Raw genomic sequence first — 21,411 nt, forward strand, 5'->3', positions numbered from 1 at the left:
CGCCCGGGGCGGGCGGAAAAAACGAGAAGGGGGTCGAGTGAGCCATATCGACGACGCCGACGCTGTCTATGAGGCCGATGTGCTCGTCATAGGGGGCGGAACCGCCGGCCCGCTCGCCGCTTATAAGGCGAAGGCGGCAAATCCGGCGCTGAAGGTCGTTCTGCTCGAGAAGGCCAATGTGAAACGTTCCGGCGCCATCGCGATCGGCATGGACGGACTCAACAATGCGGTCATCCCGGGCTTCGCCAGCCCCGAGCAATATGTCCGCGAGATCACCATAGCGAACGACGGGATCGTCTATCAGAAGGCGCTGCTCGCCTATGCCGAGCGCTCCTTCGACATGATCTGCGAACTCGACCGATGGGGCGTCAAATTCCTCAAGGACGAGAATGGCGATTACGATGTGAAGAAGGTCCATCATCTGGGGACCTATGTGTTGCCGATGCCGGAAGGAGGCTCGGTCAAGAAGATTCTCTACAGGCAATTGCGCAAGGCGCAGGTGCTGATCTCCAACCGCTTCATGGTGACGCGCCTGCTCACGGCGAAGGACGGTCGCGTCGCGGGCGCGATCGCGGTCAACAGCCGTAGCGCCGAACTGCTGGTCATACGCGCCAAGGCGGTGATTCTCGCGGCCGGCGCAGCGGGGCGCCTCGGCTTGCCGGCCTCCGGCTATCTCTGGGGAACCTATGAGAACCCCGCCAATTCCGGCGACGGCTATGCGATGGCGTTCCACGCCGGCGCCGAATTGACCAATCTCGAATGCTTCCAGATCAATCCGCTCATCAAGGACTATAATGGCCCCGCCTGCGCCTATGTCGGAGGGCCGTTCGGCGCCTACACGGCGAACAGCCGCGGCGAGCGCTTCATCGAATCCGACTATTGGTCGGGACAGATGATGCTGGAATTCTATCGCGAGCTCCAGAGCGGGAGCGGCCCCGTGTTTCTCAAATTCGACCATCTTGCGCCAGAGACCATCGCTGAGGTCGAAGGGATTCTGCACGAGGTCGAACGTCCCTCACGCAGGCAATTTCATGCGGGGCGCGGCACCGATTATCGCCGCGACATGGTCGAGATGCACATATCGGAGATCGGCTTCTGCTCCGGCCACAGCGCTTCGGGCGTGTGGGTCGACGAATTCGCGCGCACGACGGTCGAGGGACTTTATGCGGCGGGCGACATGGCGAGCGTGCCGCATAATTATATGCTCGGCGCCTTCGTCAATGGCGCGATCGCGGGAGAACATGCGGCGGCATATGCGCGCGAGGTCGATCTCGCCGATTGCGACCCGGCGCAGATCGAGGCCGAGCGCGCACGCACCCGGGCGCCGCTGCGCAATGAGAAGGGCCTGCCGGCCAATCAGGTCGAATATAAGATACGGCGCTTCGTCAACGATTATCTCCAGCCCCCTAAGTCCCCGCGCAAATATGAGATCGCGCAGAAGCGCTTCGCCGAAATTCGCGCAGACTTGCAACGCCTCGTCGCGCGCGACGCGCATGAGCTCATGCGAGCGCTCGAGGCGCATTCGATCCTCGATTGCGCGGAGATGGCGGCGGCCGCCTCGCTCTATCGCAAGGAAAGCCGCTGGGGCCTGTACCATTATCGTCTCGACTACCCGGATCGCAACGACGAGGACTGGTTCTGCCATGTGCAACTCTATAAGGATGTGAAGGGCGCCATCGCTTGTCGTAAGCGTGCCGTCGATCCTTATATCGTGCCGGTGGAGGCGACGGAGCGCGACGCCTATGACCGTCTGCGCATAGAAGCGCGAAGCTGAGGGTCCCATGTCTTTCGCCGAGAACCCTTCCGAATTTCCCGTCAAGGTCGACCTCGAGAAGTGCATCGCCGACAAGGGCTGCACCATCTGCGTCGACGTCTGCCCGCTCGACGTTCTGCGCATCGATCCGGCGACGGGAAAAGCGCATATGAAATATGACGAATGCTGGTATTGCCTGCCCTGCGAGCTCGATTGCCCGACGAAGGCGATCACCGTGTCGATTCCCTATCTCCTGCGGTGACGGCGATGGCGCGCGACGGCATTTTCGAAGAACAAGGAATCGATCTCGCCGACATCGCCGAGCGCTTCGGAAGCGAGGATGCCGATGAGCGACGCATCGCGATCATGGATCTCGCCGAGAGCGGCGAGCCGGCGGGCGAAGCGCTGCTCATCCAGGCGTTGCGCGATCCGCATCCGGGCGTGAGGCGCGCGGCGGCCGGCGGGCTCGAGCAATTCGACGGGGCGGCGGCGGCGAGCGCTCTGGCGATCGCCCTTCTCGACGCGGACGCCGAAGTCGCCGCCACGGCCGATTCCAGCCTTCGTCAGTTCCGTACGCCGGAAGCGGCGCCGCCCCTTCTCGCGCTCGTCGGTCACGAGCGGGCGGATGTCCGCGCTGCAGCCTGGAGGGGGTTGCGCGGCCTGCGCGTCACGGCGACGCTGACGCCCGCTCTACGCGCGCTCGAGGATGAAGACGCCCAGGTGCGGCGGGAGGCGATCGGCGCGGTGGCCTATTTGAAGGACAAGACGACGACGCCGGCGTTGATCCACGCCGTCCGCGACGATCATTTCGAGGTGCGGCGGGCCGCCCTGGCGGCGCTCGCCTTCGCGCCAGCGCCGGCGATTCTCGAGGCGATACGCGCCGGCCTCGCCGACGCACATTGGCGCGTGCGAGAGGCCGCCGCCGCTCTCGCCGGAAAGGCGCGAGCGACGGGAGTCGAGGCGGGCCTGATTCATACGCTGTCGGACGAGAGCTGGCAGGTCGCCCTCCAGGCAGCTCGCTCTCTCGGATGCACGGGGGCGGTCGAAGCGATTGCGGCGCTCGGCGCGCTGACGACGCACGCCGTGAGCAATCTGCGCAAGGAAGTCGCCGCCGCCCTCGGCGAAATCCGCCACGCCGACGCCCTGCCGATCCTCGGGCGCCTGGCCGAAGACCCGGACCCCGACGTGCGCAAGATCGCCCGCTGGTCGATCCATCTCATCGACTCCTCCGCACGCTGAGGCCAACTGGCCTCAGAGACGGCCCAGCGACTCGAGATGCGGCGTCGGGAAAGGCTGGAGCTTTTCGAACGCCCTTGCGAGACGCAACACCGTCGCGTCGCCGAATTGCGGCCCGACGATATGGAGCCCGACCGGCAGGCCATTATTGTCGAAGCCCGCGGGCGCGGAGGCGGCCGGCTGCTGCGTGATGTTGAACGGGAAGGCGAAGGGCGTCTCCGGCGCCGTCCCGACGCGCGGAACCGGCTTGGACTGCACGGGCGTCACCAGCAGATCGTATTTCTCGTGGAACCGGCGCAACTGAATGCCGAGCTCGGTGCGCCGCTCATTGGCCTCGACGACCTCTGCGAGCGTTTGGCGCTCCAGCCGCTCGACGCGCTTGCGTATCCCCGGATCGATGAGGTCCAGTCCGGCGTCGCCGATATCGCGGCGCAGGCGGATCGCCCGCTCGGCGTTGATCGCGTCGATGATCGCGGACGGGTCCGAGAAGCCAGGATCGGCCTCCTCGACGATAACGCCGAGCTCGGCGAGGCGCGCCACCGCGCGGTCGACGACGGCGGCGACGCCCGGATCGACCTGGATATAGCCGAGCGTGCGGCTATAGGCGACCCGCAGTCCCTTCACGCCGCCGTCGAGGCCGGCGGTCCAATCGCGGCCGTCGCTGGGCAGGCTCGTCCAATCGCGCGCATCCGGCTGGGCGATGACATTCAACAGCAGGGCGGCGTCGGTCACCGTGCGCGTGATGGGGCCGATGTGGAACAGCGAACCATTGTGCGGATAGCCGGCGACGCGGCCGAAGGTCGGCTTGAAGCCGAACACGCCATTGATCGCCGCGGGATTGCGGATGGAGCCGCCGCCGTCCGTCGCCACCTGCAACGGCCCGAGGCCGAGAGCGGCCGCGACGCCGGCGCCGCCGCTGCTGCCGCCGCTCACATATTGCCGATCCCAGGCATTGGGCGTCACGCCCGCGAGCTTTGTCTCCGTGAGGCCTTTGAGGCCGAACTCGGCCGTCTGGGTCTTGCCCAGTATGACGGCGCCCGAGTCGCGGAGGCGCGCTGCAGGCGGGGAATCGGCCTGCTGCACAGTGTCCGGCGTCGCGAGGCTTCCCTTGCGCGTCGGAAAGCCCTTCACATTGAGCAGATCCTTGAAGCCGACGGGAACCCCGTCGAGGAGCCCGAGCGGCGCGCCTTTCGCCCAACGCGCCTCGGAGGCCTTGGCCTGCGCCAGCGCGGCCTCTGCGTCGACGGCGCGATAGGCGTTGAAATGCGGTTGCAGCTCGGCGATGCGTTTCAACGTCGCCGCCGCGACCTCGACGGGCGAGAGGGCCTTCGAACGATAGGCGGCGATCAGCTCGCTCGCTGAAACCTGCGTCAGATCTTGCGGCACGGCGTCCTCAAATCCCCTCGATTTTTCGATCTTATTGGTAGAAATATGAACGGGTCAATGCAAGGGCTTCGGCATCTAGCGCCCTCGCGCGATCATCCAGACCGGCCAATGCCGTTGGCGTAAGGGCTCGGCGCAGGCAACTGAGCCCGAGCGCGGCAGTTGGGCGCGGTTCCTGAGCGGATGCTATATTGACATTATCTACTGGTATAGTCTTTTTTATGCTGAGATCACGCGGCCACAGGATCGACGCAATGACCAGGGCTCCGAACAGAGCGGGACCCGCTTCCACCGAAGCGGCCATGGAGAAATGCGTCCGCCGTTCGATCTTCTGGCTCGCGCTGGCTACGACGTTCGCCCTGTCCGCTCTCGCGCTTCCCGCGGCGCCGGCCGTCGCGGCCACAGTGCGTATCGGCATTATCGGAGGCGAGGATGAAGACCTTTGGAAAGTGGTGGCGGCGCAGGCCGCCGCCAATGGATTGACCATAAAGACCGTCGTCTTCAACGACTACACCCAGCCCAACGAGGCCTTGGAGCGCGGCGACGTCGACGCCAATGCGTTTCAGCACAAGCCCTATCTCGATAATCAGATCAGGACGCGCGGCTACCACATCACGCCTGTCGGCTTCACCGCGGTCTGGCCGATCGGCCTCTATTCGCGCAAGGTCCATTCCCCGGCCAATTTGCCGAAAGGCGCGATCATCGGCGTTCCCAATGATCCATCGAACGAGGGGCGCGCTTTGATCCTCCTGCAACGGGTCGGGCTGATCGAGCTGCGCGACGGCGCGGGCATACTCGCCACGACCGCGGACATAGTCGGTAATCCGAAAGGTCTCGTGATCAAGGAGCTCGACGCCGGCGTCGTCGGTCGCGTCATCGACGACCTTTCGGCCGCGGTGGTCAACACCGATTGGGCGCTCAAATCCGGGCTGCGAGTCGAGGATCGCATTGCGCAGGAGCCTCTCGCCGACAATCCTTACCGGAACTTCATCGCTGTAAAAGCCGGCCGTGAGAACGAGCCCTGGGTCAGGACGCTCGTCGGCGCCTATCAGAACGACGTGGTGAAGAACGCGCTGACGAAAATCTTCCACGGGACAGGCCTTCCCGCATGGTGAATTTCATGGCCGGCGCCCACAATGACGATTGCCCCGAAGGTCCCGCTTGAACGCGCCGACGTTTTCCTTCAACGCATCGACGCTCGGCTCGTCGAGCGAGAGCGGCCCGCCGCCTGTCGTGCGGCTGCACGAGGTGACGAAGCGGTTCGGCGAGACGATAGCCTTGGACCAGGTCTCGCTCTCGATTCGCCGCGGCGAGGTTCTCGGCCTTATCGGCCGCAGCGGCGCCGGCAAGTCGACGCTCATCCGCTGCCTCAATGGTCTCGAGCGGCCCGACAGCGGCGATGTCGAGATCGAAGGGCGTTCGATCATCGGACTCAGCGAGCGCGAGCTGCAGCCGTTCCGTCGCAGAATCGGCATCGTCTTCCAGCACTTCAATCTGATGTCGGCGAAGACCGTGGCGGGAAATATCGCTTTGCCGCTCGAGATCGAAGGCCAGCCGCGCGCGGCCCGCGAAGCGCGCGTCGCCGAGCTGCTCGATCTGATCGGGCTCGCCGACAAGGCGAGCGCCTATCCGGCGCAGCTCTCCGGTGGTCAAAAGCAGCGCGTCGGCATCGCGCGCGCTCTGGCCGCGCGGCCGGCGCTGCTGCTGTCGGATGAAGCGACATCCGCCCTTGATCCCGAAACGACGGACGCGATCCTGGAACTGCTGCGGGATATCAACCGCAAGCTCGATCTCACCGTCCTATTGGTGACGCATGAAATGAGCGTCGTTCGCGCCATCGCCGACCGCGTGGCGGTGCTCGACGGCGGGAGAATTGTCGAAGAAGGACCGAGCGGGCGAATATTCGCCTCGCCGGGCGCCGCGACGACCCGCAGCCTGCTGCGCGCCTATCGGCCGACATTGCCGGACGAGCTCGCGGCGCGCCTCGTCCCCAGCCCGGGAGAGCGAACGGTGCTGAAAGTCGTCGTCATCGGCGCTCAGGCGCGCGCGCCGCTGCTGGCGGATCTCGCCCTCGCGACGGGCCTGCGCGCAACCCTGGTCCATGGCGGCGTGGACCGTGTGAATGGCGAGGAGATCGGCGCGCTGTTTCTCGAAGCCGATGGGCGCGATCGGGCGCAATTCTCTGCTGCGTTGGACTTCTTGCGCCAGCGCGCGAGCAAGGCGGAGGTTCTCGGCCATGTCGCCGGCGATGATTGAGCTGCTGTGGCGAGCGTTCCTAGAAACTCTGGTCATGACGGCTGCCGCTGGATTCGTTTCGCTCGCGCTGGGGCTGCCGCTCGGACTGCTGCTCGTCATGACCGATCGAAACGGAATCGTCGAGCGCGTTTGGCTCAACCGGCTGATCGGCGCGATCGTGAACGCGGTCCGATCCGTTCCGTTCATCATTCTCCTCGTCGCGGCGATTCCGCTCACGCGATGGATCGTCGGCACGTCGATCGGCGTCGCGGCCGCCATCGTGCCCTTGTCGCTCGCGGCGATCCCCTATTATGCGCGAATCGCCGAGCTGTCCTTTCGCGAGGTCGATCCGGGCCTGATCGAGGCGGCGCGCGCGATGGGCGGCAGCCGTTGGACGATCGTTTCGAAAGTGCTGATTCCAGAAGCGCTGCCGGGCCTCACGAGCGGCTTCACAGTGACTCTCGTGACGCTGATCGGCGCTTCCGCCATGGCGGGGGCGGTCGGCTCGGGCGGGCTCGGCGATCTCGCCATTCGTTACGGATATCAGCGCTTCGAGACGAATGTCATGATCGTCGTCGTCCTCCTGCTCATCGCGCTCGTGTCCGCGCTGCAATGGGTCGGCGACAAGGCTTCGGCGAGGTTCGACAAGCGAAAGGGCGCGAATGCAAAATCGTGAAGACCGCCCCTGCGCGCCGGTTCGCTGTTCGACGTCGCGCTTCTCATATTCGAAGGCTCGCAGCCTTCTTCCGTCAAATCGAGGTCCGCACGCATGACCGAGCCTGAAACCATAGCCGCACAAGCCGGCGGAAAGGTCGACGCCTCCGTCGGCGCGCTCATCCCGCCCATTCATCCGTCGACGACCTATGAGCGCGGGCGCGACAACAGCTTCCCGGAGGGGCGCATTTACTCGCGTCCCGACAATCCGACATATGCGGTCGCCGCTCAGACATTGAAAGCGCTGGAAGGAGGGGCGGAAACGCTTCTCTTCTCATCGGGAATGGCGGCTGCGACGTCTGTTTTTCTCGCTCTAGACCCAGGCGATCATGTGATTGCGCCTAAGGTCATGTATTGGGCTCTGCGTGGCTGGCTCGCCGATTTTGCGACGCGCTGGGGCTTACGCATCGACTTCGTCGATCAGGCGGACGCGGCTGCTCTCGAAGCCGCGGTCCGCCCCGGCGAGACGCGTCTCGTCTGGGTGGAAACGCCCGCCAATCCTCTGTGGACCATCGCCGATATCGCCGCGGCGGCGGAGATCGCCCATCGCGCCGGCGCACGGCTCGCGGTCGACTCCACTACGGCCTCGCCCGTGCTCACGCGGCCATTGTCGCTCGGCGCCGATCTCGTCGTTCATTCCGCTACGAAATATCTGAACGGACATTCCGACGTCGTGGCCGGCGCCATCGTCGCCGCGCGACGCGACGACTTCTGGGATCGCATTCGCGCGATCCTGGCGCGCAACGGCGCCGTGCTCGGGCCTTTCGAGGCATGGCTTCTGCAACGCGGCCTGCGCACCCTTTTCTTGCGCGTGCGCGCGCAGTCTCAGTCGGCGCTCACGCTCGCCGAGCGGCTCGCGGGGCTCGAGGCCGTATCGGAGGTCCTTTATCCCGGCCTTCCCAGTTTTCCGGGTCATGAGGTCGCCCGGCGACAGATGCAGGGGGGCTTCGGCGGCATGTTGTCCATCCGCGTGAAAGGCGGCGGCGCCGCCGCGATCGCGACGGCCGCGCAGGTGAAGATTTGGAAACGCGCGACGTCGCTCGGTGGCGTCGAGAGCCTGATCGAGCATCGCGCGAGCGTCGAAGGGCCGGGAACGCCGGTTCCCGACGATCTGCTGCGCCTTTCGACGGGCATCGAATCCGTCTCCGACCTTTTCGACGATCTCGCCCGAGCGCTGGACGCCGCCGCGGCGAAAGCGTTCCCCTGATCTCGGGGCTCTGGCGCTCGCCTCCGCCGCGAAACGCGACGGCGGTGCCGGACCTTGAATATATTAATCTGGTCGATAATATTGATTTATTGGGACGCGCCCCGCCCGCTTTGGCTCTTCATCGCCATGTCCTATTCGCTCTCCATTTTGGACAAGAGCCCCGTCGCCGAGGGGGCGACGCCGGCGGAGGCGCTTCGCCACACGATCGCGCTGGCCAAGCGCGCGGATGAGCTCGGCTATCGTCGGTTCTGGCTCGCCGAGCATCATGGCGCCGAAATGCTCGCGAGCTCCGCGCCGGAGATCGTCGCCGCCCATATCCTCGCCCACACCAAACGCATCCGCGTCGGCTGCGGCGGCGTGATGCTCCAGCACTACAGTCCCTATAAGGTCGCGGAGGTTTTCAAAACGCTAGCGGCGCTGGCGCCGGGGCGCGTCGATCTCGGCGTCGGCAAGGCTCCCGGCGGCCTGCCTTATTCCACCCGAGCCTTGCAGCAGCGCCCGGACGACGCCGATTTCGAAACCAGGCTCATCGAGTTGGAGGCATGTCTCGAGGGCGCGTTGCCGGAGGGTCACGCGCTCGCCGGCCTCCTCGCTACGCCCGTTCCGCCGGAGCCGCCGCAGCGCATCCTGCTCGGCGGCGGCCCCGCGAGCGCCGCGCTCGCCGAGCGGCGCGGCTGGCTCTTCGCCTACGCCGGCCATTTCAACGGCGATCCCGAGACGCTCGCGCGCTCGCTCGAGGCCTACGGCCGCATCGCCGGCCGGCCGGCCATGCTCGCCATCCAGGCGTTCGCGGCCGAGACGCAGGAAAAGGCGGAGCGTCGCATCGGCGCCCAGAGTCTCTACAAGGTTCGTTTTGCCGATGGACGATCCGTCAATCTGCCCTCGCTCGACCTCGCCGCCGAATTCGCTCGCCAAGCGGGGCTTTCCGAGCAGGACTATCGCGCCGAGGAGATTCGCCCGCTCTTTGTCTTCGGGGCGCCGGACAGAGTGCGGCGCGAGCTCGACGCCCTTGCCGATCGCTACGGCGTGAACGAATTCATCCTGGATACGCCGATCGCGGATTTCGACGAGCGCCTCGTCTCGATCGAGCTGATCGCCGGCGCGTTTTCTACCAGCCCGGAGACCGCATGAGCGAGAAGTCCATCAGATTCGGCCTGATGCTGCATGGCGCCGGCGCCAATATGAATTCCTGGCGTCACCCGAGCGGGCCCGCGGACGCCAGCGTCGATCTCGATTTCACCATCGAGACCGTCCAGAAGGCGGAAGACAATGGGGTCGCCTTCGTTTTCGTGGCGGACGGCCTCTACATCACGGAACAGTCGCTTCCGCATTTCCTCAACCGCTTCGAGCCGCTGACGATCCTTTCCGCGCTCGCCGCGCGCACGTCCAAGATCGGCCTCGCCGGCACCGTCTCGACGACCTATTCCGAGCCTTTCACCATCGCCCGACAATTCGCCTCGCTCGATTTGATCAGCGGCGGGCGCGCCGGCTGGAACGTCGTGACCTCGCCGCTGGAGGGCAGCGCGAAGAATTATGGGAGATCCCATCCGGAACATGCGCTGCGCTATGAGATCGCCGACGAATATCTCGCCGTCGCGCAAGGTCTCTGGGACAGCTGGGACGACGACGCATTTGCGCGCGACCGCGTGACGCGACGCTTCTTCGATCCGCAAAAGCTTCATCGGCTCGACCATGAGGGACGCTTTTTCAAAGTCGCCGGTCCGCTGAATGTGGGACGCTCGGCGCAGGGCCAGCCGGTGATTTTCCAGGCCGGCGCGTCGGACGCCGGAATAGCGCTCGCCGGCAAATATGCCGACGCTGTGTTCACTGTGGCGGCGTCGCTCGAAGAGGCCCGCGCTTTTTCCGAGAAGGTGAGGGAGAGCGCCGTCGCTCACGGCCGTCGTCGTGACGACGTGCTGATTTTCCCCGGCACCGGGCCGATCATCGGCGAGAGCGAAGCGGAAGCCGACGCAAAATGCCAGGCCATTCGCGATCTTCTGAGCATAGAGGAGGCGCTCGTCTATCTCGGCCGCTTCTTCGACCATCACGATTTTGCGCAATATGATCCGGACGCGCCGTTCCCGGATCTCGGAGACCTCGGCAAGGAAGGTTTTCGTTCGACGACCGACGCCATCAAGACGCGGGCGCGGCGGGAGGGGCTGACGCTGCGCGAGGTCGCCTTCTCCGTCGCGACGCCGAAGCCGACCTTCATCGGTACGGGCGAAAAAATCGCCGACGAAATGCTGCGCTGGATCGACGAGGGCGCTGCCGACGGCTTCATTCTCGGTTTCCCGGTCACGGCGGAAGGACTAGATGATTTCGTCCGCCTTGTCGTTCCGGCGCTGGAGGCGCGAGGACGCTACTCCCGCGATCTGCCGGGACGGACTCTGCGCGATCATCTCGGCCTGCCGCGCAAGAAGAGCCGCTACGCTCTCGTCGCGACCGACGAACAGAGGAGCGTGTCCCGATGACGGCTTCGATCGAAACCCTTTCCGAGCGCGCCGGGGCCGTCGCCGCGGTGGTCGCCCGCCACGCCGATGAATTCGTCGCGCTGCGCCGGGACATCCATCGCCATCCCGAGCTCGCCTTCCAGGAGCGTCGCACGAGCGAGCTCGTCGCGGAGCGTCTCACCGATTGGGGCTTTGAGGTGACGCGTGGCCTCGGCGGAACCGGCGTCGTCGGCACGTTGAACCGCGGCGAGGGGCCGCGCAGCCTCGGCCTGCGCGCGGATATGGACGCGCTGCCCATCGCCGAGACGACAGGACTACCCTACGCCAGCATCCACGAAGGCGTGATGCACGCCTGCGGACATGACGGACATACCGCGATCCTGCTCGCCGCCGCCCGTCAGCTGGCCGAGGCCGGAGATTTTCGCGGCACGCTCAACGTCATCTTCCAGCCGGCCGAGGAGATCGGCGCCGGCGCCCGGCGCATGCTGGAGGGCGGCCTGCTGGAGCGCTTTCCCTGCGACGCGATCTTCGGGCTGCATAATTGGCCCGGTCTCGCGGCGGGACGGCTGGCTTTCGTCCCCGGCCCCGCAATGGCGTCCGTCGACCAAGCGCATGTCACTGTGCGCGGCAAGGGCGGCCATGGGGCCGAGCCGCAGGACACCATCGATCCGATCGTCGTCGCCGCCCATATCGTCACGGCCCTCCAGACGATCGTCTCGCGCAATGTCGATCCGCTCGACATGGCGGTCGTGACCGTCGGCTCGATCCACGGCGGCGCCGCATCCAACGTCATTCCCGAGAGCGTCGAGTTGAAGCTCACGGCGCGCGCCTTCCGTCCGCGGGCGCGCAAGCTGCTCGAGGAGCGCATTCCGGCGCTCGTGCGCGCGCAGGCGGAGAGCTTCGGCGCCATCGCGGATGTGCGCTATCGGCTCGGCTTTCCGCCGGTCGTCAATCACGCCGCCGAGACGGAGCTGGCGCGGCTCACCGCGCTCGAGACATTCGGCGAGACACGCGTCGAAGAGAGCTTTCCGCCGCGCACAGCGAGCGAGGATTTCGCCTTCTTTCTCGATGCGAGGCCGGGCTCGTTCCTGTTCCTCGGCAATGGGGACAGCTGCTCCCTCCACAATTCCGGCTATGATTTCAACGATGAGAGCCTTGCGCCCGCGGCTGTCTATTGGGCGCTGCTCGCGGAGAGCTTTCTCTCCTGAAAGGCGGCCCGCATGACGGATCGTTTTCTCTACACCTCTCCGCTCGATCCTCGCGCGGCGCCGCTGCTCGACGATCTGGTACGGGAATATGACGCGCGCTACGGCGATTTCTTCGGCCCCGAAGGCGGAACCGGCGAGGTCAATCGCTATCCGCCCGAAGCCTTCGCGCCGCCCGAGGGCAATTTCCTGCTCCTCTTGCGCGGAGAGGAAACGATCGTCGGCGGAGCCTTCCGCCGCTACGACGAGACGACCGCGGAGTTCAAGCGCATCTGGACGCGGAGCGACCTGCGCCGACAAGGGCTGGCGCGCGTCTTGGTCCAGGAACTCGAAGCCCAAGCTCTTCGCCAGGGCTATGCGCGCATATTCCTGACCACCGGCTGCCGTCAGCCGGAGGCGGCCAATCTCTATCTCACATCGGGGTATCGCGCGCTCTTCGATCTGGCGGCGGACCTGGAAGCGCTCCGAATTCTGCCCTTCGAGAAGCATCTGGCGCCAACGCGCCAATCTGCTGTTCGCCCAAACGGAAATCTCGTCGCCGGTTCGTGAGGTCGACCGAAGGCTTCGGCCGGCGAGGCGGCGACGTCTTACGAGCGTCGACCGCTGGCGGACGTGCGCGAGGCGGATTGACGTAGTCAGTTATTCAGATAGTTTTAGTATGTTTCTAGCGCTGAAATGCTCCGGAATCCCCGTACCGCCCCGGGTCGAAGACAATTGGCGCGGGGCCGAAGCCGTCGATCGCGGATCTATCCGAAGTCTCGATGCGCGGCGAGGATCCACGCAAAGCAAAAGGGACAGAGCATGCGCCAAGACGCTCGACGTCGCTCATCATCACTCGTTCTTCTCGGGGCGCTTGCAACGCTCTTGGGCGCTCTGTTCGGCGCAAAGGCCGCGGAGAGCGACGCGCAGTCGAGTCCACGCGCCACTGTCACCTTGATCAGCGAGGCGGACAGCGTCGCGCCCGGCCAGAGCTTCCGCGTCGGATTGTGCCAGAAGCTCGCGCCGCATTGGCACACTTACTGGAAAAATCCGGGCGACGCCGGCGTCGCTCCGAACTTGTCCTTGAAGCTGCCCGAAGGCGCGACGGCGAGCGAGATCGCCTGGCCCGGTCCTGATAGCATCGCGGTCGGTCCCGTGCGGAATTTCGGCTATGAGAATGAGATCGTCCTCCCCGTCACGGTGACCGCGCCCGCGACGATCGCGCCCGGTCAGACCTTCTCCATCGTGGCGGAGGCCGATTGGCTGGTCTGCGCGAAGCAATGCATTCCCGAGACCGGGAGCTTCCGGCTGGACCTGCCGGTTTCCGCCGTCTCGATCCCGGCGAGCGGCGATGTCGCGGCCGCGTTCGCGGCGACGGACGCCCGCCGGCCGGAACGACGCGGCTGGACCGCACAGCTGACAGACGAAGGCGCGGCGCTCGCGCTGACCGTCGAAGGCGGCGATATCTCTCCGAAGGCGGTCAAATCGGCCTTCTTCTATCCGGCCGAATGGGGCGTCATCGTCCATGCGGCCGCGCAGCAGCTCAGCGTCGAGGATGGCCGGCTTCGTCTCGCCATCGAGAAAGGCCCGGTTTTCACTCTGCAGAGCGACGCTTCCGGCCTGCTGGCGATCTCCGGCGACGATGGACGCACACACTGGATCGAGATTGCGCCGAGCGTCGACGCTGCGCCGATCATTGGCGGGACGGGGGGCGGGGCAAGGCTCGGCGTCTCCGCCAAAGACGCCAAGAGCCTGCCGCTCGGACAGGCGGCGCTCTTCGCTTTTCTCGGCGGCCTCATCCTCAATCTGATGCCCTGCGTCTTTCCCGTTCTCGCCATCAAGGCCGCCGCCGTCGCCAGACTGTCGGGCGGCGCGCTGCGCGAGGTGCGTCTGGCGGGGCTCTTCTACACGCTCGGCGTGCTGGTCGCTTTCGTGGCGCTCGCCGGCGCTCTGCTCGCCGCGCGCGCCAGCGGCTCTGCGGTCGGCTGGGGTTTCCAATTCCAATCGCCGATTTTCGTCGCCGCGATGAGCTGGCTGCTGCTCGCGATCGGCCTGAATTTATCCGGCGTCTTCGAGATCGGGCTCACGGCGACCGGCGCCGGCCAGAGCCTCGCCCAGAAACAGGGACACGCGGGCAGCTTCTTTACCGGCCTGCTGGCTGTGGTCGCGGCGACGCCTTGCACGGCCCCATTCATGGGCGCCGCGGTCGGCGCGGCGCTGGCCTCGCCGCCCTTCGTCTGCCTCGCGCTTTTCGTCGCCCTCGGGCTCGGCCTCGCTGCCCCCTATACGCTTCTGAGCCTCTTCCCTCGGCTGGCCCGGCTCCTGCCACGCCCGGGCGTCTGGATGCTGCGCCTGCGTCAGGGGATGGCCTTTCCTATGTATGCGTCGGCCGCATGGCTCGTCTGGGTCCTCGCACAGCAGGCCGGCGACCTCGGCGTCCTGGTCGCGCTCGCGGGCGCGCTCCTCGTCGGCTTTGGAGCCTGGACCTATGGCGTCGCGCAGCAGGGAAGCGGGCGTGCGTTGCTTCCGCGCGGACTCGCCGCGGCTTCGGCGGTCGGTCTCGTCGTCCTCCTTCCGCAGCTCGGCGCGGCCACGACGCCGAGCGTCGCGGCGACAGCGTCCTCCGCCGGCTCCGAGCCGTTCAGCAGCGCGCGCCTCGCCGCGCTTCGGCAGGAGGGCAAGCCCGTCTTCATCAATCTGACGGCGGCTTGGTGCATCACCTGTCTCGTGAACGAGCGCACGACGCTTTCCACCGCCGCCGTGAAGGACGCCTTCCAAACCGGCGGCGTCGCCTATCTCAAGGGCGACTGGACCAATCAAAACCCCGAGATCACGGCCTTTCTCCGCAGCTTCGCCCATGACGGTGTGCCCTTCTACGTCTTCTACCCCCCGGGCGGAAAAGACGCCGTGCTTCTTCCCCCGGTCCTGACGGAAGCGGCGGTCGTGGAAGAGCTGCGGCGAACCATCGTCAATTGATCCTTCGAACCAAGACAGGAGATTTGCATGTCGAAAATTCGAATTTCGCCGGACGACGGCCGCCCGCAGGCTCCCGCGATCGATCGCCGCGAGGCGCTGGTCGGCGTCGTGACGGCGGGCCTCGGCATTCTCGCAGCCGGCGGCGCTCTGCTGCGCAGCGGCTCTGCTCTCGCGGCGCCGCAAGTCGGCCAGCCCGCGCCCGCCTTCTCCGCGACCGACACCAAGGGCGTCCTGCGTGGTCTCGCGTCCCTGAACGGCAAGGTCGTCGTTCTGGAGTGGACCAATGCGGAGTGCCCCTTCGTCGCCAAGCACTATAATTCCGCCAATATGCAGAAGCTACAGAAGGAAGCGACGGCGGCCGGCGCGATCTGGCTCTCGATCATCTCCTCTGGGCCGGGGGAGGAGGGCTATGTCGAGGCCTCGACCGCCAATGCGCTGACGGTCGCCCGCGACGCCGCGCCGACAGGCGTGATCCTCGATCCGGACGGGAAGATCGGCCACGCCTATGGCGCGCAAACGACGCCGCACATGTATATTATCGACGCCAAGGGCGTGCTGCGCTACGTCGGTGGGATCGACAGCATTCCCTCGACACAGGTCGCCGACGTTCCGAAAGCCCAGCCCTTGTTCAAGGAGGCGCTTCTCGCGGTGAGCCAGGGCCGGCCGGTGAAGAACGCCGTGACGCGGCCTTACGGCTGCTCCGTCAAATATTCGGTCTGACACGCTCGCCGCCCGACGCCGAAAGCGACGTCGGGCGTCATTCCTCTTTCGGTGGCGTCCTTCTCGATGTCGACACGCAGGACGATCTCGACGCATTGCGCCGCCTTGAGATCCCATTGTCGGGATACATCCTATTGGGCTCTGCTTCACTCTCGGTGGGTCTTCCTCAATTTGGGTGGATATGAGTTGTCCTCAGGGGAACCATTCGGGCCCGGAGCAGGTCCACACCTGCGCGGCCGTACATGGCTCGCTTCAGGGTTTTCAGCCGGTTGATCTGGCCCTCGGTCTGTCCATTACTCCAGCGCTCGGTGACAGCATTCTGGACCGCGGTGAGATCCTGCCGCGCCTTGATGGCGAACTGGCGCAGGCAGTGGATGCCCGAGTCGCGTGCGTCATCCAGCCACGCATCGAGCTTTTTCGTGTCCTGCCCGCGCAAAATACCGCGGAACCGCATGGCGAATTGGCGCATCGTCGCGAAGTCCGGAGAGGTCGCCTTCAGCAAGTCGACTTTCTCCGCCTGTGGCGCCGTCAGCAATCCCCGGGGTTTGATACACAGTGCAGCCGCGACCACGCAGGAAATGGTTTGCGGCAACACAGATACCGACGGCAACGGAGCCGCGGCCATCGCCGCGAAGTGCGCCTGGCGCCATGTTCTAAGCAGCCGCTGCAAGTGCGTCAGGCTTCCAGTGTAGCCGAGCGGTCTGATCTCCGCGAGTAGCTGTCGCCCGAATGTGCATCCTTCCGCCCAACGTTGGGCCAGATATTTTCGAAAGTGATTCGGTGTCGTCGGCTTGGGCGCCATGATTCCGCGCTCGGGCAGGATATCCAGCCGAGTCCATCTCGCAACCGTGCGCCAGTTGAGGCCGGTCTCCCGCACGATCTCGCTCAGGCCCTTACCCGTGGCCTGCAAAATTTTGAGCTGATCGAACCGGCTCCGCCGCGCGGCACGGCGGCCCGCATTAGCGAGACGCCGATGTTCTGTCACCTCCGGTTGACCATACCGATGGATGAGGCCCGGCTGAGGCTGTTGGGGTTCCGGCTCCATCTCCCCTGGCGCGAACGGCTCTTGCTGAAGCGGAGCGCGGCTGAGCTGTTGCTGAATCGACTGGCGCAAGTTCTGGATCAGATGAAACCTGTCGGCGACCTGGCCCGCCTGCGGCGCGCCGCGCGTCGCCCCCTCGGCGTAGAGGCCGCATCGGTCGCGGCTAATGATCTCGACCTCTGGACGACAGGCGAGCCATGCAGCCGTTCCGTCTGCCGAGCGGTCCGCCAACACGTCGAGCACTTCCCTGCGCTCCAGGTCCACCATGATCGTGCCGTAGCTGGCGCCCTTCAACCAGCTCCAGTCGTCGATCCCGACCACTCGCACTGGCGTCGGGTCGCCGTTATTGGCCGTCTGGCGCTTCAGCGACCGCAGCAAGGTGTCGTCGCTCTGCGACAGTCCGAGGCGTCTCATCAACCGCTCCGCCGGCCGCCCGCCGGCGGCGTGGACGAGCAGAAGCGTCAGGTCAGTCACGCGGCGTGTCCGCCGTGCGAAACGTGGCGCGCTCTCCGGCAGAGGGGTGACGAAGGCTTTCCGTGCGCAGCACGGATTACGGCATCGCCATTGCGCCTGCCTGAGCGTGAGTGAGACCGGCGATCCTTGAACTGGAAGGTCCTGTAACACCCGAACCTTCGAGCCATGATACGATGTCGATATACTGCCGCATCCTGGGCAGCAGCCCGATGCGGCTGTCGTGACGCCGGAGACGATCCAGCCAGCCTCGTGCCGTTTGGTCTCGACAACCCGCATGCCCGGGCCCGGAACCCAGTCCGTTTTTGCTTTCATGGAGCATCGGCCCACCGATGTGAACGACGGTCAAGCCCCAGGCTGCCATCTCGGTCCCTTAGGTTGGAGCTTCCACCCAAATTGAGGAAGACCCCGATACGCTGAGCCTCTCGCGGATCGGAAAGGAGTTCGAATGATCGGTCTCGTAACGGAGCGATTCTCCATGAAACGGCTCGTTCTCATAGTCGCGCTGGCGGGCACGCTGCCGCTCGCGGGTTGCTACACGCCCGGCGAACGCGCTGCGGGCGGCGCGATCATCGGCGGCCTCGGCGGCGCGGGAATCGGCGCGCTCGCCTCGGGAGGTCTCGCGGGCCCGACTTTGGCGGGCGCCGCGGTGGGAGCGGCGGGCGGCGCTATAATCGGAGCAGTCACGGCGCCGCGTCCCCGCGGCTGGCGTTATCGGGGCCGCGCTCGTCATCATAACCGATATTTTTGACGGCGTGACGCGTGCGAAGAATTGGGGCCGTCGGCTCGGCCGACGGGCCGTTTGCGTGGGAGTGAATGCGGCCGCCGGCTTATGTCCTGTGCGTGAGAAGATGATGGCTCGGCAATCTGGACGGGGTGCGCCAGGCCAAGCTGGCGAGTTCCAGCCGGTGCAAGTCCGGCCCAGGAAAGGGGTAGCGCCCGCCTGGTAGGGCTGTGGTGCAAATTTCACGAACGGCGATGAAGTCGGGTTCGGGCGCTCGTTGGTTCAGGCGGCAAGCACCGAGGTCCAGATCTCCGGCGCCATCTTGCCCGTCGTTCGGGGTTTGCTCAGTGCGAATTGACCTTTCCTGATCCGATGCATGAGCTCGATCCCGGCGATCGTGACTGACGCGCGCCGAAATCGTTTGAACCCGAGCATGGGGCTCAAACGAAGCGCATCATCGCACGAACCGAAGCAAGGCCCGACGGCGTCGACACGCGCTTCGTCGTCACCAATCTCGAAGCCCGCAATGCCCGCCGTCTCTATGAAGATGTCTATTGCCGACGCGGCCAAGCCGAGAACCATATCAAATCCTGGAAGACGCATCTTTGCGCCGACCGAACCTCATGCATGAAGGCGACAGCCAATCAGCTTCGCCTGTTCCTGCACGCCGGAGCCTATTGGATCATGTGGGGCTTGCGCATGGCGGCACCCAAGCGCTCGGCTTGGCGGACGGCTCAGTTCGACACTCTGCGTCTACGTCTCGTGAAAATCGCCGCGCGTGTCGTCGAGATGAAGACCGCCATCAAAATCCATCTGCCGACGAGCTGTCCCGACCAGCGATTCCTTCGCATCGCGCTCGCGCACATTCCGCGCCTCGCGACATGATCGGCGGGGCGAGCGCCCCCGAAATCCGAACCCTTTTCCGTCCACCCGCAAGCCTTCGCCTTTCGAAACTCCGGCCCGCCGCCAGAGCCGCTGGTGCTGCGCGCGCGTCATCTGGAACCAAAAAATGTTCCACTTCACCGCGAAAGCCGGTCAAGCGCTGCATAATCGCGGCTAGGTAATCAATTGCGGCGCATTTGCGCGGACCACTGCGGCGCCACTGGCGCTTCAGCGGCGAGTTCACGACAATCAAAGAGACAGGTCCAAAACCCCGCGATGCTCGAATATGTTCTCGGGCCTACTTAGGCCGTAATGGCCACGAAGCGTCGTCGACTCATATTCACGGCGAAATAGCCCCCTCTTCTGGAGGACGGGCACGACATGATCTACGAATGTTTCCAGCCCGCTCGGATAGACGTCGGACATGATGTTGAATCCGTCCGCGGCCCCTTCGACGAACCAATGTTCGATTGCGTCGGCCACCTGTTCGGGAGTGCCGACGACACGTCTGTGGCCGCCGCCCATTTGAACGATATCTCTCACCGTGAGGCTTCGGTCTCGGAGCAAGGAGAGCGTCGCCTGAGCGAAGCCGACAGATCTGTGCCAACCTTCTGCTTTGGCCAGAACGATCTCCGGGACCGGCTCGTCCAGCCGCAGATCACCAGGTTCCACGCCCAGCCTCGCTGCGAGCTGGTCGCGCGCTGCTTCGTCGTCCTCTATGCCTGCGAGTTCGTCCAATTCCCGCTTTCTCGCTTTTGCTTCGCTCTCTGTCGAGCCGATGATCGGAGACAGGCCGGGCAGGATTGCTATGCTGTCAGGGTCACGCCCGGCGCGCTTCGTTCGTTCTTTCAGATCGGCGTAGTATGCCTGCGCTTCGCCGAGGAGCTGAGCGACGCTGAAGACGGCGTCTGCATGACGAGCGGCCAGTTCACGCCCCAGCTCTGACCCACCCGCCTGAACCAGAAGCGGCCGTCCTTGAGGCGAGCGCGGCACCTGCAAGGGCCCTACGACGTCGAAGAACCGACCCCTGTGGCCGATCGGATGGATTTTTGTGGCGTCGGCGAACCGACCCGTGGAGCGGTCTGCAATCAGCGCCGCGTCTTCCCAGCTGTCCCACAGGGCAGTGACGACCTCCGCGAATTCGAAAGCGCGCGCGTATCGGTCCTCCGGCTCCGGTAGATCTTTCAACCCGAAATTCTGAGCGACCCCTTCATACATAGTGGTGACGAGATTCAGACCGATCCGCCCTCGCGTAAGATGATCGAGCGACGCGAAGGCTCGTGCGACCGTGTAAGGATGGGTGAATGTCGTGGAGCAAGTCGCGATAAATCCGATCCTGCTCGTCGACGCGGCCATGTGCGCCACGACCGTAATCGGATCGAGACAATATCCCGGGGCGGTTTCTGCATTGGCGCCGATCGCCAATCCGTCGGCAAAGAAGACCGCATCTAGTAGTCCGCGTTCTGCGACGCGCGCCACATCGGCGAAAAATTGCGGGTCGATATATCCAATCGGCCTGCCGTCGCTTGCGCGCCAGGATCCTTGATGACTGCCCGAGCGAAGAACATTCACATTCAGATGGAGTTGGCGTTCATGCGTCAAAGCGCGTCTCACTGGCTCGAAAAGGAAGGCGCTGGTTCTCGGGTAGGCCGCCGTCGCATCGTCGAGGACGGCTAGGCAACTTGGGTCTATCCGAATTTGCGCCAACACAGCATATTTATCCGCTCGAGCATGTCAATTAATATGTTTAAAAGGCACGTCTTTTCGGTTGACTGGCCTCGCACAAAACATATGCTCTATCGATAAAGTCAATTAGAGGATGCGCCGTGTCCACCTTTCGCCTGGTTGTCGTTACCGGAAACACCCATCGACCCTCCAAATCTCAGGCGCTGGCTGCGGCGATTGTCGAAGCCGCGCAACTCGGCCCCGCTGTCTCGACTGAAATCTACGATATCGTCGATGCTGGCCCGGGTCTCGGCGGCTCGTTGCGGCGAGATGACTTGCCGTGGGAGGCCGCACGCATCGTCGATGCCATCGAACACGCGGATGGTCTCGTCGTAGCCGTTCCGATTTACAAGGCATCGTATCCCGGCCTCTTCAAGCATCTTTTCGACTTCGTCGATCCTTCGGCTCTGGAGCGAAAGCCGGTGGCGCTGGCCGCCACGGGTGGCGGGTTTAGGCATGCTCTGGCAGTCGAGCATCAATTGCGGCCTTTGTTCGGATTCTTCTCCGCACATTCCTTGCCGACCGGCGTATTTGTCAGCGACGCGAATTATCGCGACGGAAAGATCGTCGATGAAGATGTAATCAAGCGTATCGGCGCATTGGCCGGTGAGCTGACCGATGCGATCGAACGGCGAGGCGCGGTGTCGACTGTATCAACGCTCACGCCCAGCGCGTGAGCGCTTTTCTGAAAATTTCATGCGGGTGACCG

18 protein-coding genes and 2 pseudogenes are annotated in these 21,411 nt (G+C 65.0%); 16 read left to right on the forward strand and 4 right to left on the reverse strand.

All coding sequences use genetic code 11. The features are described 5' to 3' along the window. Positions 1-37 precede the first annotated feature (37 nt). Genes IY145_RS02540 through IY145_RS02550 form a run of 3 tightly spaced genes read left to right on the forward strand, consistent with a single transcriptional unit; the run spans position 38 to position 2,992 of the window. Positions 38-1,774 (forward strand): fumarate reductase/succinate dehydrogenase flavoprotein subunit, encoded by a 1,737-nt coding sequence (locus IY145_RS02540; protein WP_196406771.1) that lies wholly within the window; start codon positions 38-40, stop codon positions 1,772-1,774. A gap of 7 nt (positions 1,775-1,781) precedes the next feature. Further along, on the forward strand, positions 1,782-2,015 hold the full coding sequence (locus IY145_RS02545) for a ferredoxin family protein (protein ID WP_036287980.1): 234 nt from the start codon (positions 1,782-1,784) through the stop codon (positions 2,013-2,015). Then, positions 1,967-2,992: a HEAT repeat domain-containing protein gene (locus IY145_RS02550; protein ID WP_196406772.1), complete on the forward strand. Its 1,026-nt coding sequence runs from the start codon at positions 1,967-1,969 to the stop codon at positions 2,990-2,992. The genes IY145_RS02545 and IY145_RS02550 overlap by 49 nt, the downstream gene beginning before the upstream one ends. A gap of 12 nt (positions 2,993-3,004) precedes the next feature. Here the strand turns inward: IY145_RS02550 and IY145_RS02555 are convergent, their stop codons facing one another. Next, positions 3,005-4,375: an amidase gene (locus IY145_RS02555; protein ID WP_196406773.1), complete on the reverse strand. Its 1,371-nt coding sequence runs from the start codon at positions 4,373-4,375 to the stop codon at positions 3,005-3,007. Positions 4,376-4,626: 251 nt separating this feature from the next. On the opposite strand from IY145_RS02555, the gene IY145_RS02560 reads away from it, so the two are divergent. From IY145_RS02560 to IY145_RS02605, 10 genes are all read left to right on the forward strand, one after another. After that, positions 4,627-5,487 carry a MetQ/NlpA family ABC transporter substrate-binding protein gene (locus IY145_RS02560; RefSeq protein WP_409455283.1) on the forward strand — a complete coding sequence of 287 codons (861 nt, stop codon included), beginning with the start codon at positions 4,627-4,629 and terminating at the stop codon, positions 5,485-5,487. Between the two features lie 46 nt (positions 5,488-5,533). Further along, complete coding sequence (locus tag IY145_RS02565) at positions 5,534-6,628, forward strand: methionine ABC transporter ATP-binding protein (protein ID WP_196406774.1); 1,095 nt, start codon at positions 5,534-5,536, stop codon at positions 6,626-6,628. Then, a complete protein-coding gene (locus tag IY145_RS02570; protein ID WP_196406775.1) occupies positions 6,609-7,283 on the forward strand; it encodes a methionine ABC transporter permease in 675 nt (224 codons plus the stop codon). The genes IY145_RS02565 and IY145_RS02570 overlap by 20 nt, the downstream gene beginning before the upstream one ends. Positions 7,284-7,376: 93 nt before the next feature. Continuing rightward, positions 7,377-8,528: a trans-sulfuration enzyme family protein gene (locus IY145_RS02575; RefSeq protein WP_196406776.1), complete on the forward strand. Its 1,152-nt coding sequence runs from the start codon at positions 7,377-7,379 to the stop codon at positions 8,526-8,528. 126 nt (positions 8,529-8,654) lie between these two features. Further along, the gene (locus IY145_RS02580; protein WP_196406812.1) at positions 8,655-9,659 is read left to right on the forward strand and encodes an LLM class flavin-dependent oxidoreductase; all 1,005 of its coding nucleotides are present in this window, start codon (positions 8,655-8,657) and stop codon (positions 9,657-9,659) included. Next, positions 9,656-10,999: an LLM class flavin-dependent oxidoreductase gene (locus IY145_RS02585; protein ID WP_196406777.1), complete on the forward strand. Its 1,344-nt coding sequence runs from the start codon at positions 9,656-9,658 to the stop codon at positions 10,997-10,999. Before IY145_RS02580 ends, IY145_RS02585 begins: the two co-directional genes overlap by 4 nt. After that, positions 10,996-12,186 carry a M20 aminoacylase family protein gene (locus IY145_RS02590; RefSeq protein ID WP_196406778.1) on the forward strand — a complete coding sequence of 397 codons (1,191 nt, stop codon included), beginning with the start codon at positions 10,996-10,998 and terminating at the stop codon, positions 12,184-12,186. Before IY145_RS02585 ends, IY145_RS02590 begins: the two co-directional genes overlap by 4 nt. Positions 12,187-12,198: 12 nt before the next feature. Next, positions 12,199-12,732 carry a GNAT family N-acetyltransferase gene (locus IY145_RS02595; protein WP_196406779.1) on the forward strand — a complete coding sequence of 178 codons (534 nt, stop codon included), beginning with the start codon at positions 12,199-12,201 and terminating at the stop codon, positions 12,730-12,732. Positions 12,733-13,047: 315 nt separating this feature from the next. Then, complete coding sequence (locus IY145_RS02600; protein WP_246721720.1) at positions 13,048-15,138, forward strand: protein-disulfide reductase DsbD; 2,091 nt, start codon at positions 13,048-13,050, stop codon at positions 15,136-15,138. Between the two features lie 27 nt (positions 15,139-15,165). Further along, positions 15,166-15,858 (forward strand): redoxin domain-containing protein, encoded by a 693-nt coding sequence (locus IY145_RS02605; RefSeq protein WP_196406781.1) that lies wholly within the window; start codon positions 15,166-15,168, stop codon positions 15,856-15,858. Positions 15,859-16,024: 166 nt separating this feature from the next. Here IY145_RS02605 and IY145_RS02610 read toward each other — a convergent pair whose 3' ends face one another. Further along, the gene (locus IY145_RS02610) at positions 16,025-17,650 is read right to left on the reverse strand and encodes an ISL3 family transposase (RefSeq protein WP_409455288.1); all 1,626 of its coding nucleotides are present in this window, start codon (positions 17,648-17,650) and stop codon (positions 16,025-16,027) included. A gap of 199 nt (positions 17,651-17,849) precedes the next feature. On the opposite strand from IY145_RS02610, the gene IY145_RS02615 reads away from it, so the two are divergent. Further along, positions 17,850-18,122 (forward strand): hypothetical protein, encoded by a 273-nt coding sequence (locus IY145_RS02615; protein ID WP_196406782.1) that lies wholly within the window; start codon positions 17,850-17,852, stop codon positions 18,120-18,122. Positions 18,123-18,377: 255 nt separating this feature from the next. Here IY145_RS02615 and IY145_RS25555 read toward each other — a convergent pair. Beyond that, positions 18,378-18,542: pseudogene (locus IY145_RS25555) on the reverse strand (IS6 family transposase); the annotation flags it as partial. Here IY145_RS25555 and IY145_RS02625 point away from each other — a divergent pair. Beyond that, a pseudogene (locus IY145_RS02625) lies at positions 18,534-18,980 on the forward strand (transposase); the annotation flags it as partial. The pseudogenes IY145_RS25555 and IY145_RS02625 sit on opposite strands and share 9 nt — an antisense overlap. 246 nt (positions 18,981-19,226) lie before the next feature. On the opposite strand, the gene IY145_RS02630 reads toward IY145_RS02625, so the two are convergent. Then, positions 19,227-20,579: an LLM class flavin-dependent oxidoreductase gene (locus IY145_RS02630; protein ID WP_196406783.1), complete on the reverse strand. Its 1,353-nt coding sequence runs from the start codon at positions 20,577-20,579 to the stop codon at positions 19,227-19,229. Between the two features lie 224 nt (positions 20,580-20,803). On the opposite strand from IY145_RS02630, the gene IY145_RS02635 reads away from it, so the two are divergent. Continuing rightward, the gene (locus tag IY145_RS02635; RefSeq protein ID WP_312030544.1) at positions 20,804-21,379 is read left to right on the forward strand and encodes an NAD(P)H-dependent oxidoreductase; all 576 of its coding nucleotides are present in this window, start codon (positions 20,804-20,806) and stop codon (positions 21,377-21,379) included. Positions 21,380-21,411 lie beyond the last annotated feature (32 nt).

It is taken from the genome of Methylosinus sp. H3A, from assembly GCF_015709455.1.
Classification (GTDB): Bacteria; Pseudomonadota; Alphaproteobacteria; order Rhizobiales; family Beijerinckiaceae; genus Methylosinus.

Excerpts from the sequence above, each read along its gene's own strand:
- IY145_RS02545 (WP_036287980.1), top strand. The coding sequence starts at position 1,782 with ATGTCTTTCGCCGAGAACCCTTCCGAATTTCCCGTCAAGGTCGACCTC.
- IY145_RS02560 (WP_409455283.1), top strand. The coding sequence starts at position 4,627 with ATGACCAGGGCTCCGAACAGAGCGGGACCCGCTTCCACCGAAGCGGCC.
- IY145_RS02570 (WP_196406775.1), top strand. The coding sequence starts at position 6,609 with ATGTCGCCGGCGATGATTGAGCTGCTGTGGCGAGCGTTCCTAGAAACT.
- IY145_RS02575 (WP_196406776.1), top strand. The coding sequence starts at position 7,377 with ATGACCGAGCCTGAAACCATAGCCGCACAAGCCGGCGGAAAGGTCGAC.
- IY145_RS02580 (WP_196406812.1), top strand. The coding sequence starts at position 8,655 with ATGTCCTATTCGCTCTCCATTTTGGACAAGAGCCCCGTCGCCGAGGGG.
- IY145_RS02585 (WP_196406777.1), top strand. The coding sequence starts at position 9,656 with ATGAGCGAGAAGTCCATCAGATTCGGCCTGATGCTGCATGGCGCCGGC.
- IY145_RS02590 (WP_196406778.1), top strand. The coding sequence starts at position 10,996 with ATGACGGCTTCGATCGAAACCCTTTCCGAGCGCGCCGGGGCCGTCGCC.
- IY145_RS02595 (WP_196406779.1), top strand. The coding sequence starts at position 12,199 with ATGACGGATCGTTTTCTCTACACCTCTCCGCTCGATCCTCGCGCGGCG.
- IY145_RS02605 (WP_196406781.1), top strand. The coding sequence starts at position 15,166 with ATGTCGAAAATTCGAATTTCGCCGGACGACGGCCGCCCGCAGGCTCCC.
- IY145_RS02610 (WP_409455288.1), bottom strand. The coding sequence starts at position 17,650 with ATGCGGGTTGTCGAGACCAAACGGCACGAGGCTGGCTGGATCGTCTCC.
- IY145_RS02615 (WP_196406782.1), top strand. The coding sequence starts at position 17,850 with ATGAAACGGCTCGTTCTCATAGTCGCGCTGGCGGGCACGCTGCCGCTC.